The sequence below is a fragment of the Pseudactinotalea sp. Z1748 genome, from assembly GCF_049725185.1.
Classification (GTDB): domain Bacteria; phylum Actinomycetota; class Actinomycetes; order Actinomycetales; family Beutenbergiaceae; genus CALKWS01.
In genome coordinates, this window is sequence record NZ_JBMPQB010000014.1 from 1 (window position 1) to 17316 (window position 17316).

The 17316-nt window shown below is 68.6% G+C and carries 15 protein-coding genes; 11 read left to right on the top strand and 4 right to left on the bottom strand.

Translation table 11 applies throughout. From position 1 onward, the window contains the following. Positions 1-579: aldehyde dehydrogenase family protein (locus tag ACO0LU_RS18990; protein WP_424792918.1), on the top strand; the 579-nt coding region annotated here is incomplete at its 5' end. Positions 580-715: 136 nt separating this feature from the next. On the opposite strand, the gene ACO0LU_RS18995 is transcribed toward ACO0LU_RS18990, so the two are convergent. Together ACO0LU_RS18995 and ACO0LU_RS19000 are read right to left on the bottom strand one after the other, a co-directional pair. Beyond that, positions 716-847, bottom strand: a complete 132-nt coding sequence (locus ACO0LU_RS18995; protein ID WP_424792919.1) for a putative transporter small subunit — start codon at positions 845-847, stop codon at positions 716-718. Between the two features lie 19 nt (positions 848-866). Next, positions 867-2618 (bottom strand): sodium:solute symporter family protein, encoded by a 1752-nt coding sequence (locus ACO0LU_RS19000; protein ID WP_424792920.1) that lies wholly within the window; start codon positions 2616-2618, stop codon positions 867-869. Positions 2619-3047: 429 nt separating this feature from the next. On the opposite strand from ACO0LU_RS19000, the gene ACO0LU_RS19005 reads away from it, so the two are divergent. After that, positions 3048-3659 (top strand): class I SAM-dependent DNA methyltransferase, encoded by a 612-nt coding sequence (locus ACO0LU_RS19005; RefSeq protein WP_424792921.1) that lies wholly within the window; start codon positions 3048-3050, stop codon positions 3657-3659. A 112-nt stretch (positions 3660-3771) separates the two neighbouring features. Then, positions 3772-5022 (top strand): MFS transporter, encoded by a 1251-nt coding sequence (locus ACO0LU_RS19010; protein WP_424792922.1) that lies wholly within the window; start codon positions 3772-3774, stop codon positions 5020-5022. A 30-nt stretch (positions 5023-5052) separates the two neighbouring features. Here the strand turns inward: ACO0LU_RS19010 and ACO0LU_RS19015 are convergent, their stop codons facing one another. Both ACO0LU_RS19015 and ACO0LU_RS19020 read right to left on the bottom strand, forming a co-directional pair. Next, positions 5053-6279 (bottom strand): amidohydrolase family protein, encoded by a 1227-nt coding sequence (locus tag ACO0LU_RS19015; RefSeq protein WP_424792923.1) that lies wholly within the window; start codon positions 6277-6279, stop codon positions 5053-5055. Between the two features lie 2 nt (positions 6280-6281). Then, positions 6282-7526, bottom strand: coding sequence for an amidohydrolase family protein (locus ACO0LU_RS19020; RefSeq protein WP_424792924.1), 1245 nt, complete (start codon positions 7524-7526; stop codon positions 6282-6284). A gap of 133 nt (positions 7527-7659) precedes the next feature. On the opposite strand from ACO0LU_RS19020, the gene ACO0LU_RS19025 reads away from it, so the two are divergent. The 8 genes from ACO0LU_RS19025 to ACO0LU_RS19060 all read left to right on the top strand — a co-directional run bounded on the left by ACO0LU_RS19025 (position 7660) and on the right by ACO0LU_RS19060 (position 17296). Beyond that, positions 7660-8526, top strand: a complete 867-nt coding sequence (locus tag ACO0LU_RS19025) for a MurR/RpiR family transcriptional regulator (RefSeq protein WP_424792925.1) — start codon at positions 7660-7662, stop codon at positions 8524-8526. Positions 8527-8653: 127 nt separating this feature from the next. Next, positions 8654-10102, top strand: coding sequence for a sodium:solute symporter family protein (locus ACO0LU_RS19030; RefSeq protein WP_424792926.1), 1449 nt, complete (start codon positions 8654-8656; stop codon positions 10100-10102). Further along, positions 10099-10821 (top strand): HAD-IA family hydrolase, encoded by a 723-nt coding sequence (locus ACO0LU_RS19035; RefSeq protein WP_424792927.1) that lies wholly within the window; start codon positions 10099-10101, stop codon positions 10819-10821. Before ACO0LU_RS19030 ends, ACO0LU_RS19035 begins: the two co-directional genes overlap by 4 nt. 174 nt (positions 10822-10995) lie before the next feature. Further along, entirely contained in the window at positions 10996-12318 is a 1323-nt protein-coding gene (locus ACO0LU_RS19040; RefSeq protein WP_424792928.1) for an ABC transporter substrate-binding protein, read from the top strand. Between the two features lie 11 nt (positions 12319-12329). Further along, positions 12330-13253, top strand: coding sequence for a carbohydrate ABC transporter permease (locus ACO0LU_RS19045; RefSeq protein WP_424792929.1), 924 nt, complete (start codon positions 12330-12332; stop codon positions 13251-13253). Then, positions 13250-14164, top strand: a complete 915-nt coding sequence (locus tag ACO0LU_RS19050) for a carbohydrate ABC transporter permease (protein WP_424792930.1) — start codon at positions 13250-13252, stop codon at positions 14162-14164. The genes ACO0LU_RS19045 and ACO0LU_RS19050 overlap by 4 nt, the downstream gene beginning before the upstream one ends. 101 nt (positions 14165-14265) lie before the next feature. Further along, a complete protein-coding gene (locus ACO0LU_RS19055) occupies positions 14266-17037 on the top strand; it encodes a hypothetical protein (RefSeq protein WP_424792931.1) in 2772 nt (923 codons plus the stop codon). After that, the gene (locus ACO0LU_RS19060) at positions 17024-17296 is read left to right on the top strand and encodes a hypothetical protein (RefSeq protein WP_424792932.1); all 273 of its coding nucleotides are present in this window, start codon (positions 17024-17026) and stop codon (positions 17294-17296) included. The genes ACO0LU_RS19055 and ACO0LU_RS19060 overlap by 14 nt, the downstream gene beginning before the upstream one ends. The last annotated feature ends 20 nt before the right edge of the window (positions 17297-17316 follow it).

Genomic DNA, 17316 nt, shown 5'->3' on the forward strand with positions numbered 1-17316 from the left:
CAGGGTCAGGACGGGCCGGAGGGTCAGGTTCCCACCCTGCTGCGCACCACCGCCGATGCGATGCTGGCCGACCCCGACGCGCTGCAGGCCGAGTGCTTCGGTCCCACCGCGTTGGTCGTGGAGTACGAGAACCTGGATCAGGCGGTGCAGGTGGCGCGCACCTACGGCGGCCAGCTCACCGCCGGGGTGTTCGGGCAGGACGACTGCCCCGTGCAGCCGCTGTTGGCGGTGCTGACCGAGATCGCCGGCCGGGTGATCTGGAACCAGTGGCCCACCGGGGTGTCGGTGACCTACGCCCAGCAGCACGGTGGCCCCTACCCGGCCACCACCGCGGTCGGTACCACTTCGGTGGGCACCGCGGCGATCAACCGGTTCCTGCGCCCGGTGGCCTACCAGAACCTGCCCCAGCACCTGCTGCCGGCTGAACTGCAGGACGCCAACCCCCTGCGCCTCCCCCAAATGGTCAACGGAAAGTGGCCCCCAAACGCCCCCGGTTTCTCTCGCGCAGGTTCAGGATCGGACGGCCCGCGAGGCCGCGATTGTTCGGCTGTGGTTGGGGTTAGCCTCGATCAATGCTGACTTGGAAGGATTCACCGGGGGCTGGGGGCTGGGGGCTGGGGGGCTTGGCACGGATCGAGCGCGTTGATGTCCAGGGCGATCCGATCCGAGCGGTACGTACCGACGGTCTGTCCGTTGTCCCGCCCGGCGGATGCCGTCAGATGATGCCGCGGCCCTCCCGGCGGGCCTGCAGCCACTCGCGGATGAAGGCCCGGAAGATCACGAGCATCACTCCGGCCACCAGCACGGGCCAGATGAGGACGTAGGCGGTCAGTAACCACACAGGCATATCGATTGCTCCTTCCGTCTCAGCGGGCACCGGCCGGGGCCGGCTGCTGGTCGGGATCATCATCGGGATGGGGCAGGGCGGCGTCCGGGGCGAGCGCGGCCCGAGCCGGCGGGCCGGGAGAGGGGAGTGCGTCGTCGCTGGGGTCGAAGTCCCCCACGCGGTGCTTGATCACGGAGAAGTCGAAGCGCTGCTTGCTGCGCCAGGACATCGCCGCACACACGATCGTGGACACGGCGTAGGCGATCAGGGAGGCGCTCAGCGTGGCGTAGTCGTGCAGGGAGCCGATCGCGAACGGGGCGGTGATCAGGGTGGCCGCGACGCCCACGATCTTGGCCACCCGGGCTCCGAAGAACCCGAAGGCCATCAGGCCCAGCACCACTCCGACACCGATGACGGCGAGCACGTCGCTGATCAGGCCGGTCACCCCGGTCATCGGGACCCAGCCGAAGCGCACCGGGATGAAGACCGCCAGTGCGGCGATCACGGCGGTGGTGAAGGCCCGGTTGGTGACCTTCTCCCAGTAGAAACTGGCGATCACGGGGAACACCAGCGCGCCCCACAGTGCGCCCACGAAGACCAGCAGGTCCAGGATGTTCATCTGGAAACTGGCCAGGGTCACCGCGATCGCGGTAGCCAGGATCATCGTGAGCCGGCCCGCCAGGATCATGACCTTCGGGTTCGCCCGCTCCTTGCCGGCCACGTTCTGCCCGTAGATGTCGGCCATCACGATCGAACTGAGCGCGGACAGGTCCGAGTCGGCGGTGGAGGACAGCGCCCCGATCACCATGACGAAGAACAACACCAGCAGGGCCGCAGGTAGGTAACTGGCGGCCATCTGGGGTATCAGGTTGTTCGGGTCCCCGCCCATCGGCTCCAGCCCCAGGTACAGCGCCAGCACCCCGAGCATGCCCACCCCGATCACCATCGCCCCGTAGCCCACGGTGGCGGTGATGAAGGTCTTCTTGATCAGGTCCTGGCGCACCGCGAACAGGCGCTGGGCGATGGTCTGGTTGCCGATCGCATAGGCAAGGACGGCCGCGATGTAGGGCGCCCCCTGGTGCAGGAAGGCCTCGGAGGAGAAGAAGCTGGACTGCTGGGCGGTGAGGTTGTCCGCGCCGGCGGTGAAGGCGGTGGGAAAGTCGGCGGCGAGAAAGATCGCCGGCACGATCACCGCCACAGCGCCCAGCATGGCCATCACCTGCATGACGTCGGTGAGGACCGAGGCCCGGAATCCCGACCAGAGGGTATAGAGGAGCACGCCACCGGCCACGGCGAAGACGCCCTGGAGGAACGTGAACGGGGACAGCAGTGCCACCAGCGCACCGCCGGCGATGAAGTTCGACATCAGCGAGATCACGCTCCCCACCACGTTGGAACCGGCCAGCATCAACTGGCTGGAGCGCCCGTGGCGGGCGAACATCACCTCGGCCAGGGTGTGTGCCCGGGGCGCCACCTGGCGGATCCGCTTGCCGAAGGGGTAGATGAACAGGATCATCAGCGCACCCCACAGCCCGTAGTGGATCGGCCCGGAGATCCCGTAGGTGTATCCCGATGTCGCAGAGGCGTACATCGAGGAGGCCCAGATCCAGGTGGCCGTCATCGAGGCGGCGGAGATGCCGAACCCGATCTTGTTTCCGGCGGTCATGTACCCGTCGGCGTTCTCGCGCTTCTTGGCGATTCGGGTGGAGACGAAGAAGGTGCCTCCGTAGAAGAGGATGATCAGCACGATGACGGTGATCGCCCCGAACTGGACAAGTTCCGGATCGCCCAAAGCGGTGTCTCCTTGTGAAAGTGTTCTGCTGTCGGATTCGCCCGATCGGCACGCGGACGCGCAGCGGCTCGACGGTAGGCGTCGCGGTGGCGCAGCAGGCAAAGGCCAGTGGCCTCGGTCGCTCTCCGTCATGGGGCGATCGCTGCGAGGTCCTGACCGGCACGTGCCAGACGCGTGGTCTTGCCTTGCCCTCGTTGGCACTGCGTCTTGGTGTGCCTATCGGACAGCAATGGACTGTACCATTTCACCGGTCTCCTATCCAATTCGCGGCAGGTGGCGCATCGCGCGGGAGGGGGGGGCACGTGCGGGTGCGTTGCGCAGGCGTGGAGGCCGGCTGAGTAGGTCGTGATGGGAGACGGTCGTGGCGGGTCCGTCGCGCAGGCGTGGAGGCCGGTCCGGGGCCGGGTGAAGGCGTGCCAGAGTAGTGCCATGAGCACCGAGAGGTTCGACGTCAAAGCCGCCACCTGGGATGCCGACCCGGACAAACTCACCCAGGCCGGCGAGGTGGCCGGGGCGATCCGTTCGGCGGTCCCGCTGAACCGCAGCATGCGGCTGCTGGAGTACGGCGCGGGCACCGGGCTGGTCAGCCAGGGTCTCGCCGACTCGGTCGGCCCGCTCACCCTGGCCGACAATTCCGCCGGAATGCGCGAGGTGATGCAGGCCAAGATCGCCTCCGGTGCCCTGATGAACGCCCGGGTCTGGGACCTGGACCTGCAGGCACGGCCGGTTCCCGCCGAGACCTTCGATCTGATCGTCACATCCCTGGTGCTGCACCATGTGCGGGACCTGGATTCGGTCCTGACCGGCTTCGCCCAGCTGCTCGTGCCCGATGGCTACCTGGCCATCGCGGACCTGGACGCCGAGGACGGGTCCTTCCATGACCACGACTTCGACGGCCACCACGGCTTCGACCGCGGCGAACTCACCGACCGGCTCACCAGCGCCGGATTCGCCGATGTCCGGATGCAGGACGCTACCCGGATCGACCGGGACGGGTCGCGGTACTCGGTGTTCCTGGCCACCGCGCGCCGGTCCGAGTAAGGGGCGCCGGGCCGACGCGGACGGCCACGGGATGCGATCCGTGCCGCATTGGTCCTGCGCCGGTGGCCGCGAGAGGCCATAATCGACTCCACGTACACGCAGGGGAGCGATTGTGGCGAGGACGACGCGGCAAACGGGATCGGCGCACGACCCAAGCGCCCCGGAGCCTCCTGCGCCCGCAGCGACCGGCGGAGGCCTGGCCGCGCGGATGCTGCTGCTGGCCACGGTGGGATTCCTGATCAACTTCTGGTCCTGGGCGCTGCTGGGCCCACTGGGCAACACCTATGGTGACGAACTCGGGCTGAGCGGGTTCCAGGTCGCGGTGGCGGTAGCCGTTCCGGTGGTCGTCGGTTCGCTCGGGCGCATCCCGGTGGGTGCGCTGAGCGATCGGCTCGGCGCGCGGGTGATGTTCCCCCTGGTGAGCCTGCTCGCGATCCTGCCGACCCTGTACGTGGGGTTGGGCGCCAGGAGTTTCACCACCCTGGTGATCGGCGGTTTCTTCCTCGGTATCGGCGGCACATCCTTCGCCATCGGGATCCCGTTGGTGAACTCCTGGTACCCGCCCGCCCGCCGGGGCCTGGCGCTGGGCATCTTCGGCATGGGCACCGCCGGCACCGCGGTAGCGGCCTTCACCACCGTGGCGCTGCGCGAGGCGTTCGGCCACGAGGCGCCGTTCGTGCTCGTCTCCGCGGTGCTGCTGATCTATGCGGTGCTGGCCTGGCTGCTGCTGCGTGACGCGCCGGGACGGGTGCCGGCGTCCGGGTCGATGCTCACGCGCACCTGGAACACCCTCAAGTTGCCTGTCACGTTGCAGCTCTCACTCATCTACGCCCTCGGTTTCGGGGGGTTCGTCGCCTTCAGCGTCTACCTGCCCACCTACCTGGTCAACGACTACGGACTCGAGGCCGGTGATGCGGCACTGCGTACCGCCGGCTTCATCGTGCTCGCGGTGGTCGCGCGCCCGACCGGCGGTTGGCTCTCGGACAAGTTCCACCCGGTCACCGTGCTGACCTGGTGTTTCGGGATCGCCACCGCGATGGCGGCGCTGGCGGCGATGCGACTGGAGCTGCTCCCGGTCGGGACCGTCGCGTTCCTGGGGCTGGCGGCGACACTCGGCGGGGCCGCGGGTGCCTGTTTCGCACTGGTCTCGCGAATGACCCCGACCGGGCAGGTCGGCTCGGTCACCGGCGTGGTGGGTGCCGCGGGCGGTCTCGGTGGCTTCTTCCCACCGCTGGTGATGGGCGCCGTACACGGCATCACCGGGGCCTACACGATGGGCTTCGTGCTCCTGGCGATGAGTGCCCTGGCCATGACCGCCTTCGTCTGGTGGCCGGTGGGCCGGGCCGCCCGCGCCGCATCCTGAGTCCGCAGGCGCGTCACGAAGCGGACACCGTTACCGGAGCACCCTGACGGCCTCGGCGCGGCCGAGTTCGGGACCATCGAGCGCAGCCCCGCCGAGCACCCTCCCGCCCAGCACCACCAGCCGGGGCCGGGTCGCCGCGACAGGATCGGTCAATGGGTCCCCGGGCACCACGATCAGATCCGCGGGTGATCCCACCCGGACCCGGCCGGCGTCCACCCCGAGCGCATCGCCGGCGCGGGACGTGGCGGCTTTGAGCACCTCCATCGGCGCCAGCCCCACATCGAGCAGCGCGGACAGTTCGGCGGCCAGGGACGGGTGTGGCATGCCCGGTGAGCCCGAGTCGGTGCCCGCGATCACCGGCACCCCGGCCTCGATCGCCATCTGGACGCTCTCGCGATGGGCTCGTACCACCTCGGTGGCCTTGGCCACCGCGTACTCCGGCGCACTGCCACCGGCGATGGTCCGGTAGACCGCGAGCGTCGGGGACAGCACCGTGCCGCGTTCGACCATCGCGGCCACCACGTCCTCGGTCAGGAACACCCCGTGCTGGATGACGTCGATACCCGCCAGCACCGCATTGCGGATCCCCTCGGTGCCCAGCGCGTGCGCGGTGGCCCGGACCCCGCGGCGGTGTGCCTCACCGGCCAGGGCGGAGAGTTCTGCCCGGGTGTACTCCGAGGCGCCGACCTCCTCACCCACCGCGCGCCCATACACCCCGCCGGTGGCGCAGGTCTTGATGATCCGGGCACCGGCGAATATCTGCTCGCGCACCCCCCGCACCACCGCATCGGCCCCGTCGCAGAAGTTGCCCCAGAACGGGTCGTGCCCACCGGTCATCACCACGGTGCGGCCGGTGGCCACCACGTTCGGCCCGCGCACGTGCCCCTCGCGGACCGCCCGGTCCACCGCCAACGATACGTCCCAGTTGCTGCCCAGGTCAGCCACCGTGGTCACCCCGGCGCCCAGGTGCGCCCCGGCGTGGGTGAGCGCCCGGATCGCGGTGACCTGTTCGCCGTCGGCCGCTACCTGGGCGGCCGGGTCCTGGGAGGAGTCCCAGACCAGGTGCACGTGCCCGTCCACCAACCCGGGAAGGACGACGGCGTCAGGCACCTCTAGAACCTCATCGTCCGCTCCGGCGTGGGTGCTGCCGGGTGCGGCGAGTTGGCTGATCACACCGCCGGAGCAGACGATGTCGGCGGTGCGCATGCCGGAGGACCCGCCGTCCCAGTAGGTAACTCCGGGCAGGATCAGTGCCATCGTCAGAACTCCGAGGGACCCGTGGCCGTGGGCACGATGCGCCCGGCCTTGATGACGGCGGACAGGTGCGCCTGCGGGTCGGCCAGGACGGTGGCGTCGGTGAGTGGATCGGCGTCGGCGACGAGCACGTCGCCATGGGCGCCGGGTGCGATCACGCCGAGTCTGCCCTCGGCGCCTATCAGTTCGGCGCCGGTGAGGGTGGCCGAGCGCAGCACTTCCGTGGGGGTCTGCACCTGGGCGCGGATGGTGAACTCCTCACTCTGGTGCGGGTGCATCGCGCCGAGCAGGTCGGTGCCGAACGCGATCTTCACCCCACCCTTGTTCGCCAGGTCCAGGGCCTCCAGGCCGGCGTCGAGCACGATCGATACCTTGGCCTGGCTCTCCGGCGGCAGCCCGGCCGCGGCCCCCTCGCTCTTGAGGTAGGAGTAGGTCACCAGCGTGGGCACCAGGAAGGAGCCGGTGGAGTTGAACAGGTCCACCGAACTGGAATCGATGAGGTTGCCGTGCTCGATGCACCGCACCCCTAGTTCCAGGCCCCGGTTCACCGCGGCGGCGGTGTAGGCGTGCCCGGTCACGTAACGCCCGGCGTTGCCGGCTTCCTCCACCACGGCGCGGATCTCATCGGCGGAGAACTGCAGGGAGTCGATCCGGTCGGTGGGCGAGGCCACCCCGCCGGAGAGCATCACCTTCACGTGGTCGGCTCCGGTGCGCAGCTGGTGCCGGGCGGCCCGGCGCACCTCGGGCACCCCGTCGCACACGTGCCCGATATTGGGACAGCAGGTGTGGTTGTCCAGCACCTGCCGGCCGGGGCCGCGCATGTCGGCGTGCCCACCGGTGGGGGACAGTGCCTTGCCTCCGAAGAACACCCGAGGCCCCTCCCACAGTCCCTGCTCCACGGCCGCGGCGATGCCGAAGTCGGCTCCGCCCACGTCGCGCACCGTGGTGAATCCGCGGCGCAGCATCGCGCCGAGGATGCGGGAGGTCTGGGCGGCGACGTAGAACGGGGAGTCCTCGGCCTGGGCGCCCAGGTTCGCGGTTCCGGCGCTGACGTGCACGTGCGAGTCGATCAGGCCGGGCACCACGAATTTGCCGGTGGCATCGACCTGCTCGGCGCCCTCCGGCGCGCTGACGTCGCTGCCCACCTCGGCGATCATCCCGTCGGTGATGAGCACATCCGCCGGGGCGCAGGTGCCGGCCTGCACATCGCACACACTGCCCCCACGGATCCACAGGGTTGCCTCGGTCATCACGATCTCCTTCGCGTCGGTGCGGGCCGGTGCCGGTGGCATGGTGGTGCGACCGGCCGGATCATCGCCCTCATCATCGCAATGGGGCCACTTCGGAGCAACATCTGTTGCAGGGAGCGGCATACTGGAGGCCATGACCGAGGGTGCGGCGTGGCCGGCGTGGGTGCGCGAGCGTCTGGCGGGCCACCGGCCCGGACACGCTGCGGCGAAGGTGCTGGCCTTACTGGAGGCCAGGCAGCGGGAGATGTCCTATGCCAGCACCGCGGCGGCGGCGCGGCTGGCCGGCGTGAACGTGGCCACGGTGGTGCGTACCGCGCAGTTGCTGGGATTCTCCGGCTGGCCGGCGCTGCGGGCGGAAGTGCGTTCGCGGTTCCTCTCCGGGCTCTCCGCCGCGCAGGTGCTCTCCGAGCACGACCCCCTCTCCGACGGTCCGGTGCGGGGCACGGTGGTGCGGGACCTGGCCAACCTCCAGGAACTGTCCACCCTGATCGATCAGGACCAGGTCAACCGCGTGGCCCGGTTGATTGCTGACGCCCGGGTCACCCTGGTGCTGGGATCGGGCAGTTTCGCCGCCCCGGGACTGCAACTGGCGCACCTGGCCCAGACGATCGGTCACGACGTACGGCTGCACCAGGTGGGCGGGACGGGGCTGGTCAACGCCGCCACGCTGCTGCGCCCGGGCGATGTGCTGGTGGTGTTCCACCTGTGGCGCAGCCCGCGGGAGGTGCTCAACGCCGCGGCGATCGCCGCCGAGGCGGGGGCCGCGGTGGTCGTGGTGGCCGATCACGTGCGCCCGGAGTTCGCCGAGCGCGCCACCGAGACCCTCCTGGTGCCGAGTGAGGGAGCCAGCATGTTCCCGTCTCTGGTGGCGGCGATCACCGTGGTGCAAGCGATCGTCGCCGCGCTGGTGGGGTTGGATCCGGAGGGTGCGGCGCTGGCCAGCGATCGCATCGAGGGCCTGTGGGAGCACTTCGACCTGTTCCCGCCGGCGGTGCGCTAGGCCCGGCCCCGCTGCCAGGGAGTGCCCGGATCTGCGGTCGCAACATCTATTGCGCTCCGGTGGGATCGGGGGTTTCATGGAGGGGTCGAGCCCCAGGCGGCCCCCCCGATCAGCAAAGGTGCTCCCGATGCAGACCGTGCACATCATCATCCTGATCCTGTACCTGGCGCTCATGGTGGGCGTGGGCGCGTGGTTCTCCCGCAAGAAGGTGATGGCCACCGGCGATGACTACATGTTCGCCGGGCGTTCGCTGCCGCGTCCGGTGATGGTGGGCACGCTGCTGGCCACCTGGGTGGGGTCGGGCACCATCATCGGCGGTGCCTCCTTCGCCTACGAGTACGGACCGCTCGCCTCGATCTTCTTCCTGGCCGGCACCCCGATCGGGATCGTCGTGCTGTACTTCCTGGCCAGGCGGATCCGCCGGTTGAGTACCTACACCGTGCCGGAGATGCTGGAGAAGCGGTACGGGCCCTCGGTCCGGCTGATCGCCGCGCTGATCACGCTGCTGGCCTACATCGGCATCACTGCGTACCAGTTCACCGGCGGCGGGTACATCATCAGCGTGATCACCCCGCTGAGCGCGGCGCAGGGCGCGATCGTCGTGGCGGTGCTGGTGACCTTCCTGGCCTTCGCGGGCGGGTTGAAATCGGTGGCCTGGAGCGACTTCCTGTCCGCGATGGTGATCGTGGTCAGCCTGATGGTCGCATTGCCGATCGTCTTCGGCGGTGAACTGGGCGGCTGGGGCGACTACTGGTCGCGGATGCCGCAGACGCACAACACCTTCTCCGGCGGGCTGAGCGCACTTCAGTTACTGGGCTTCTTCCTTCCCTTGTTCCTGCTCATCCTGGCCGACCAGAACATGTACCAGCGTTTCGGGGCCGCGAAGAACGAGAGCGAGGCCCGCTCCAGTGCGGCCGGCTTCTTCTTCTCCTCCTTCCTGGTCACCGTGCCGGTGGCCCTGCTCGGGTCGGCCGCGATCGTGCTGTTCCCCGACATCGTCCCGGATACCGCGGTGCTGTCACTGGCCTCCGAGGGAGTGCTGCCGGCCCTGATCGGCGGACTGCTGCTGGCCGGGGCGTTGGCGTTCATCATCACCACCGGCTCCTCGTTCCTGCTCTCTGGCGCGGGCAACGTGGTCTATGACGCGATCCAGCGCCTGTTCGGTAAGGAACTGGATGGTCAGCAGCGGCTGCGCACCCACCGCCTGGCGGTGCTGGGCATCGGCATCCTGGCCTACATCCTGGGCCGGTACTTCCCCACGGTGCTGGAGCTGCAGATGTACTCCTACACCGTCTACGGGGTGGCGATCGCGCCACCGGTGCTGGCGATCTTCTTCTGGAAGCGTGCCTCCACCGCCGGAGCGCTGACCTCGATGCTGCTCGGGGTGGTGGTCACGATCGTGTGGGAGCAGATGGGTCAGCCCTATGATGTCAACGCGGTGATCGTGTCGCTGCCGGTGGCGCTGGTGTCGCTGGTGGTGATCAGCCTGCTGGTGCCGAACCGCACCGGACCCGAGATCGGGCCGGAGGATGCCCAGCCGGCACCCCGGCGCGGTGCAACCGAGGGAGAGATGTGAACCTGACCCACTACCGCGCACTGAGTTTCGACGTCTATGGCACCCTGATCGACTGGGAGGCGGGGATCGCCGGTGTGCTGGCCCCGTGGGCCGCCACCCAGGGGCTGGACCTGAACGAGGAGGAGTTGCTGGTCTCCTACGCCGCGAACGAGGCGGCCGTTGCGCGCGAGGAGCCCGGGTGGCGCTACCCGTGGGTGCTGGCCGAGGCGTTCCGGCGCACCGGTGTGGACCTGAACCGCACCGTCTCCCAGGTATGGGCCAACCGGCTGGGGAACTCGGTGCCGCAGTGGCCGGCGTTCGAGGACTCCGCGCAGGCGCTCGCGGACCTGGCGCAGCGGTATGAGTTGATCATCGTCTCGAACGTGCACCGGGACGGTTTCGCCGGCAGCAACGAGCAGTTGCGCGGTGACTTCGCCGCGGTCATCACCGCCGAGGACGTGGGTGCCTACAAGCCGGCCGATCCGCACTTCGAGGCGCTCGAGACCACGCTCGGGGACCTGGGCATCGAGCGCAACCAACTGCTGCACGTGGCGCAGAGCCTGTTCCACGACCACGGCCCGGCCCGGCGCCGCGGGCTGGACTCGGTGTGGATCAACCGGCGTCACGACCGGCCGGGCTGGGGGGCCACCCCGGAGCCGGACGAACAGTGGGGCTACCTGGCCGAACTGTCCTCGATGGCGGCCTTGGCCGAGGCGGTGCAGCGCGCCTTCGCGGACTGAACCGGGCGGGGGATCCCCTGCGCGCCCGTAGTGCCATGGGTTGGAACGACCGACCGGCGCGGTCGGACCCCTTCGGCACCTGCGCACGATGTTTGGCATACTTCGCACGCGGACTCGTGCACTCGCGCGATCAACCGTACTGTTGTTCCGACCACCCACTGAAGGAGGAGTCTCGTGGCTCTGAGTCGTCGCCTACGAGCGGGAATCGCCGTTGGGAGTGCCGCCATATTGCTGGCTGCCTGCGCCCCCGGAGAGGTCGAAGGGGATGAGCAGGAAGCCCCGGACGAACCCGTTGAGGTCGATGAGTTCGACCCGGCCGAGCACGCGGGAGAGACGCTGAACTACGTCTATTTCACCGATGGACCCGATGAGCAGGCCACCCGGGACATCATTGCCGACTTCGAGGCAGAGTACGACGTCTCCGTCAACCTCGAGGTCCTGCCGTACGCCGACCTGGTCACATCGGTCCAGGCCCGCCTCTCCGGCGGCGACGCCCCGGACGTGGTGCGCCTGACCGGCCTGACCGATTTCCGCCTGGACCTGCTGGATCTACGGCCCTATCTGGGTGAGGACTACGCCGAGGAGTTCCTTCCGGGTCCGATGTCCGGGGCGCTGGGTGCGAACGGCGAGGTCCTCGCTGTTCCCTCCGACCTGACCCTGAACGGCCCGTTCATCAACGTGGACATGTTCGAGGAGGCCGGCGTGGACATCCCCGACGTCGAAGACCCCTGGACGTGGGAGGAGATGATTGAGGCGGCCAATGAGGTGCGGGAGGCCACTGGCGCCCCCTACGCCTTCGCCATGGACAAGTCCGGGCACAGGCTGTCCACCATTCTGAGTCAGTACGGCACTGCGCTGGTGGCCGACGGCGAAGCCGTTCTGGACGTGCAGACCGCCGAGGACGCGCTGGCGCCCCTTGTGCAGATGATGGATGAGGACGTGATGTCCCGGGACTTCTGGCTCGGCGCCGGATCGCGGTACGAGGGGGCGAACGAGATGTTCCTCGCCCAGGACGTGCCCGTGTACCTGTCCGGTAACTGGCAGGTCGGTCAGTTCGCCGCGGACGCCGACTTCGAATGGGCTGCAGCCCCCAACCCGTGTGCCGCCGAATGCGGTGGATTCCCCGGTGGCAAGTACATGGCCGCCTTCGATGAGAGTTCCAACCCGGCCCTGGCCGCGGAGTTCATCCGGTACGCCAACACCGCCGAGAACCAGGAGCCGTTCGTGGCCGCTGGCGGGTTCCTGCCGACCCGCGCCGACCTGGCCGAGGACGGTGTGGACTTCCCCGACCGGCAGGCGGACATGGACGTCTTCCTCGCCGATCTGGTACGCACCCCGGACATTGGATACGCCGCCAACGGTGACCCGGCCTTCGGCGGCTCGGCGGACGAGTTGGTCAGCGAGTTGGACCAGGTGGTCGCCGGAAACAAGGATCTGTCCGAGGCGATGGCGGATCTGCGGGAGAGCGTCGAGTCGCTGGTCGAAGAACTGCACTGACGGGTGCACCCTTGACGGCGACAACCGCGCAGCAGGCGCAGCAGGCGCAGCCCCGACGGCGACAGGTGCCGTGGGGGCTGCGTCTGGCCCCCTACCTATTCCTGCTACCGAACATGGCGATCTTCGGGGCGTTCGTCATCTGGCCGGCGATCAACGGGTTCAATATCTCGTTGTACTCCTCCTCCGACGGCCGCCGGTTCCGCTGGGAGGGCCTGGGCAACTACGAGCGGATCCTCACCGACTCGGAGTTCTGGAGCGTCGCCCTGAGCACCGGCCTGTTCGCCGTCGGCTACTTGCTGCTGTCGGTGGCGCTCGGCGTGCTGCTCGCCGTGCTGGTGAACCAGCAGGTGCGCGGCCGGGCCTTCTTCCGCTCAGCGTTCTTCGTCCCGGTGCTCATCTCCCCGGTGGTGGCCGGGCTGGTGTGGAACTGGATGCTGGAACGCCGCGGCGGCCTGGTCAACTCCGTCCTCGGTGTCTTCGGTATCGGTGAGGTGGCCTGGCTGATTGACCAGCGCTTGGCGCTGATGTCCGTGATCGGCGTCGGTGTGTGGCTGCAACTGGGCTTCTACATGCTCATCCTGCTCGCCGGTCTGCAGGGCATCGACCCGAATGTGTACGAGGCGGCGCAGATCGACGGGGCGAGCAACTGGCGCCAGTTCTGGTCAATGACACTGCCACTTCTGCAACCCAGTGTGCTGGTGGTGGTGATCCTGTCCACGATCCACGGCTTCCAGGCCTTCGACTTCATCTTCACTCTCACCGGCGGGGGTCCGGTGGGGGCTACGACCCTGATTGTGCAGTACATCTATGAGAACGGGTTCGTCTCCCCGATCCGATATGGCATGGCCACCGCCGGCAGCGTGCTGCTGTTCTTCGCGGTGTTCGTCCTGACCGTCATCAACTGGATCATCGGCCGCCGGAGGGAGGCAGTATGAGTGCGTCGGCGCAACCGGAGAACCAGGCGGACGAGGACTGGACCACGATGGGTCCGCGTCAATCCCCCCGCACCTGGACCAGCACCAGGAAGGACAAGGTCACCGCGACCGACGCCCTGCGCGTGGTGATCCTGGTGACGTTCGTGCTGCTGGCGCTGATCCCCGTGGTCTGGACCGTGCTCGGGTCGTTCAAGACCCCGAGCGAACTCGCCCAGCGTCCGATCACCATCCTTCCGGAGAATTGGGGGCTAGCGAATTACGTTGACGCCCTGGGCCGGTTCAACTTCACGGTCTACCTCCGGAACAGTGTGATCGTGACGGTCGGCGCCACCGTGCTGACCCTGGCGATCAACGCGATGGCCGCCTATGCGTTGGCAAAGTACAACTTCCGGGGGCGGACCGCACTGTTCCTGCTCACCTTGGCCACCATCATGATCCCGCTGCAGGTCATCCTCATCCCGGTGTACCAAGTGGTGGCCTCGCTGGGCATGGTGAACACCCTGTGGGGTCTGATCATCCCCGCCGCCGCCACCCCGACCGGGGTTTTCATCCTGCGCCAGTACATGCTGGGTATCCCCGATGAACTCATCGAGGCCGCCCGCGTTGATGGGTCCGGGGAGTTCCGCACGTTCTTGCGCATCGTGCTGCCACTGTGCCGCCCGGCGTTGGCGGTCGTAGCGATCCTGAGCGTGATGTGGCGCTGGAACGACTTCCTGTGGCCGCTGGTGGTGGCCCAGAGCGAGAGCGTGTACACCCTGCCGGTGGCGCTGGCCCGGTTCAACGCCGAGGAGACCGTGCCGTTCAACCTGATCCTGGCGATGAGCGTGGTCACGATCCTGCCGGTGATCATCCTGTTCCTGTTCTTCCAGCGGCAGATCACCACCGGCATCGCCAACACCGGAATCAAGTAGCCTGAGCCGAATTTGGCACCGTGCTGCCACGTTCGGCACCCCTCTTTGTCGAACGTCACAGCGACGTGCCGCCCTCGGCGGCAGATGGGAAGGACACCTCGATGGAGGACCTGTTAGCGCCCTCGGGGCGCACGGTGCACATCACCGGAGCCGATGGCACGGTGCGTGACTGGCTCGTCAGCCCGGTGCACGGCGCACCGGCCACAGATCTCGAGGCTTTCCTGCCTGCCGACGGCGAACCCTGGGACGGGCGCTGGGTGCTCACCAACGGGCCGGATGTGGCCGAACTCAAAGAGCGTCTTGCGGCAGCCCACCCGATCGATGGCTCCCAGGACCTGCCCGAGCCCGTGGAGGGCGGCCCACTGGTATGGACGGCAGGTGCCGCCCAGCGTGAGGACGAGTGGCGGCGCGTCCGCACCGGTACCGATGGTCTGGTGGATTGGTCCCAGTTCTGCTTCACCCCCGAGTACCGGTACGCGCTGGCCGCCACGGTCCTGGAAGTGGACCAGGCCGAATGGCGCACCCTCGAGGTGTCCAGCACCGGCCCCTTCGTGCTTTGGCTGGACGGCGTGGAGGTGCTGCGCGGGAGTCGGGTCTCCTACATGGAACCGGAAACCCACCGCATCCGGTTGCGACTGCCGTCCCGAACGACGTCGGTGCACCTGGCCACCTGGCAGGTGGCTTTCCGCGAGTGCCGCCACGTTGCACGACTGCGCGTCGCCGGTCTTCCGGTGCGGGTGACCATCCCCTCCCCCGGGGCCGATGAGACCGCCGCCCGGATAGCCGAGACCGTCCTGGACCAGGTGTCCTCACCCAGTTGGGCCCAGCACTCGGACGTGGCCACGTTGACCGCGCCCCCCGGGGTGGGCCTGCAGGTGCGGGTCGCTGGGCAGCGGTGGCAGCGGGTGCGAGCCGACGACGACGGCACGGTGCCGGTTCCGCTGTCCGGTGCCGCGAGTGCACCGAGCCCAGGCGAGTATCCGATCGATCCGGGCGACCCGGACCACCCCCACGACCCGGCCGGCCCGACCCGGTCAGCCGAGGGCTCCGAAGGCACCGGGGCCTCCCTCTTGACCACCGGTGAGCAGATCATCGAGGTGAAGGTCGACGACGAACGCTGCCCGCAGGTGCGTTCCTTCCCCGTCGCGATGCTTCCGGCGGACCTTCGGACCCAACCTCATGGGACCACATCGGACTGGCAACGCGAGCTATTGACCCACGCCGCCCGCCCCGCCGCCGGCAAACAGGGCAGGGGAGTGGTCGGGGTGCTGGCCCGTCATGCGCTGGATCCGGCCATCACCGTGCAGCATCGCGACCTGGCTGCAACTCTGGAACTGATCACCAGTCGCGGGGACTGCGCCGACTTCGAGATCCTCGCACTGTTGCATGTCTGGCACCGAATCCCCGCCGCTCAATGGGAACCGGGTCTGCGGGAGACGGTAGCCCGAGCGCTCGTCGGGATGAAGTACTGGATCACCCAGCCCGGCCTGGACGCAATGTGCTACTTCACGGAGAACCACCAGTTGGTCTGGCACGTAGCCGAGCACCTGGCCGGGCAGACATTCGCCGACAGCACCTTCGCGATCGAGCAGCACACCGGAACCGCGCACTCCCGAGCCGGACGGGACCGCGCCGCCGGTTGGATCGCCCGGAAACTGCGCGGGGGTTACTCGGAGTTCGACTCCAATGCCTATCTGGCCATCGACACCCTGGCCCTGGCCACCCTGGTGGAGTTCAGCCAGGACGAGGCGTTGGTTACTGCGGCTCGCACCCTGCTGGACAAGACCCTGCTGACCCTGGCCACGAACTCGTGGCGCGGCATCCACGGCACCGCGCACGGGCGCGCCTACGTGCACAGCCTGCGCAGCGCCAGGTTCGAGAACACCTCGCCGATCCTTCGGCTGATCGCCGGGGTGGGTACTCTGAACGAGGAACTGCTCCCGGCCACGGTGCTCGCACTGGCCAACAGGTACCGCATCCCCCAGGTGTTGCGGGAATTGGCCGGCAGCGAGCCGGAGCAGTGGTGGGGACGGCAGGTCTACCGCGGTGATCTGGCGTTCGAACGTGACCTGCTGGAGCGCCCCTATCGCTCGGATCTGCGGATCTGGCGCACGCCTGAGGTCATGCTCGCCAGCGTGCAGGACTACCGCACGGGTTTGCCCGGGCTGCAGGAGCACGTCTGGGGCGCCACTCTGGGACCTGAGACGCAGGTGTTCATCACTCACCCGGCCAACTCCGACACCGGCAACTCCGCCCGCCCGAACGCCTGGGCCGGTCACCGGGTGCTACCTCGGGTCCACCAGCACCGTGGCGCCCTGGTGCACCTGCAGCGGTTCACCCCCACCGACCCGATCGCCGCCACCCACTTGTGGTTGCCCGTGGCGCACGTCGATGAGTGGGTTCAGAACGGTGACTGGATCGCCGCCCGGCGCGGTTGCGGGTACGTGGCGCTTGCCACTCCCGGCGGTGTCCGACCGGTGCGCTCGGGGGAGACCGCCTGGCAAGAGTGGGAGCCGGTGCACGGTGGTTCCGCCTGGATAGCGGTGGTCGGCCGCACTGCAGTGGATGGGCCGTTCGAGGAGTGGGTGCAACACCTGGAGCGGGGCGAACTAATCTGGCATCCGCGTGGCCCGCAGGACCCGGGCGTGGTTCTCGTCCCGCCCGGTGGCCCGCGCCTGGTATGCACCTTCGACACCTCGTTCCTCATCGACGGCCGGCCCGCAGGCGTATGCCCCGAGGGATACCCGGAGGTCGAGCCGCACCTGGACAATCCCGCGGTACATCTGCCTTTCGGCGCCGAGACAGCCGAGGTTTCCTGGGCCGGGTCCACGATGCGCCTGGATATCGGCGGGGCCCTTCGTGCGTTGGAATAGACACGTCGGTCGCGCGCTGCTGGTTCATTTGCAGCGCGAGTCGCGGCACGTGGAGCTGTGGGACGTCCTTGCGGCCCTGACCGTGCCCCGTACGGTGATCCTCGCCGGTACCCATCCTCCCGGCCGGCTCGAGCACGTCAGCGACCGCTACCGCCGGACGGGAACGGAGGTCACCGTGTTCGCCGACTCCGGGCATGACCTCGGTGCCCCGGATCCGGGACCGTTGGTGGACCTGCCTGCTGCACCGGCGGCGGGCTGAGGATTCCCGATCCAGATGAT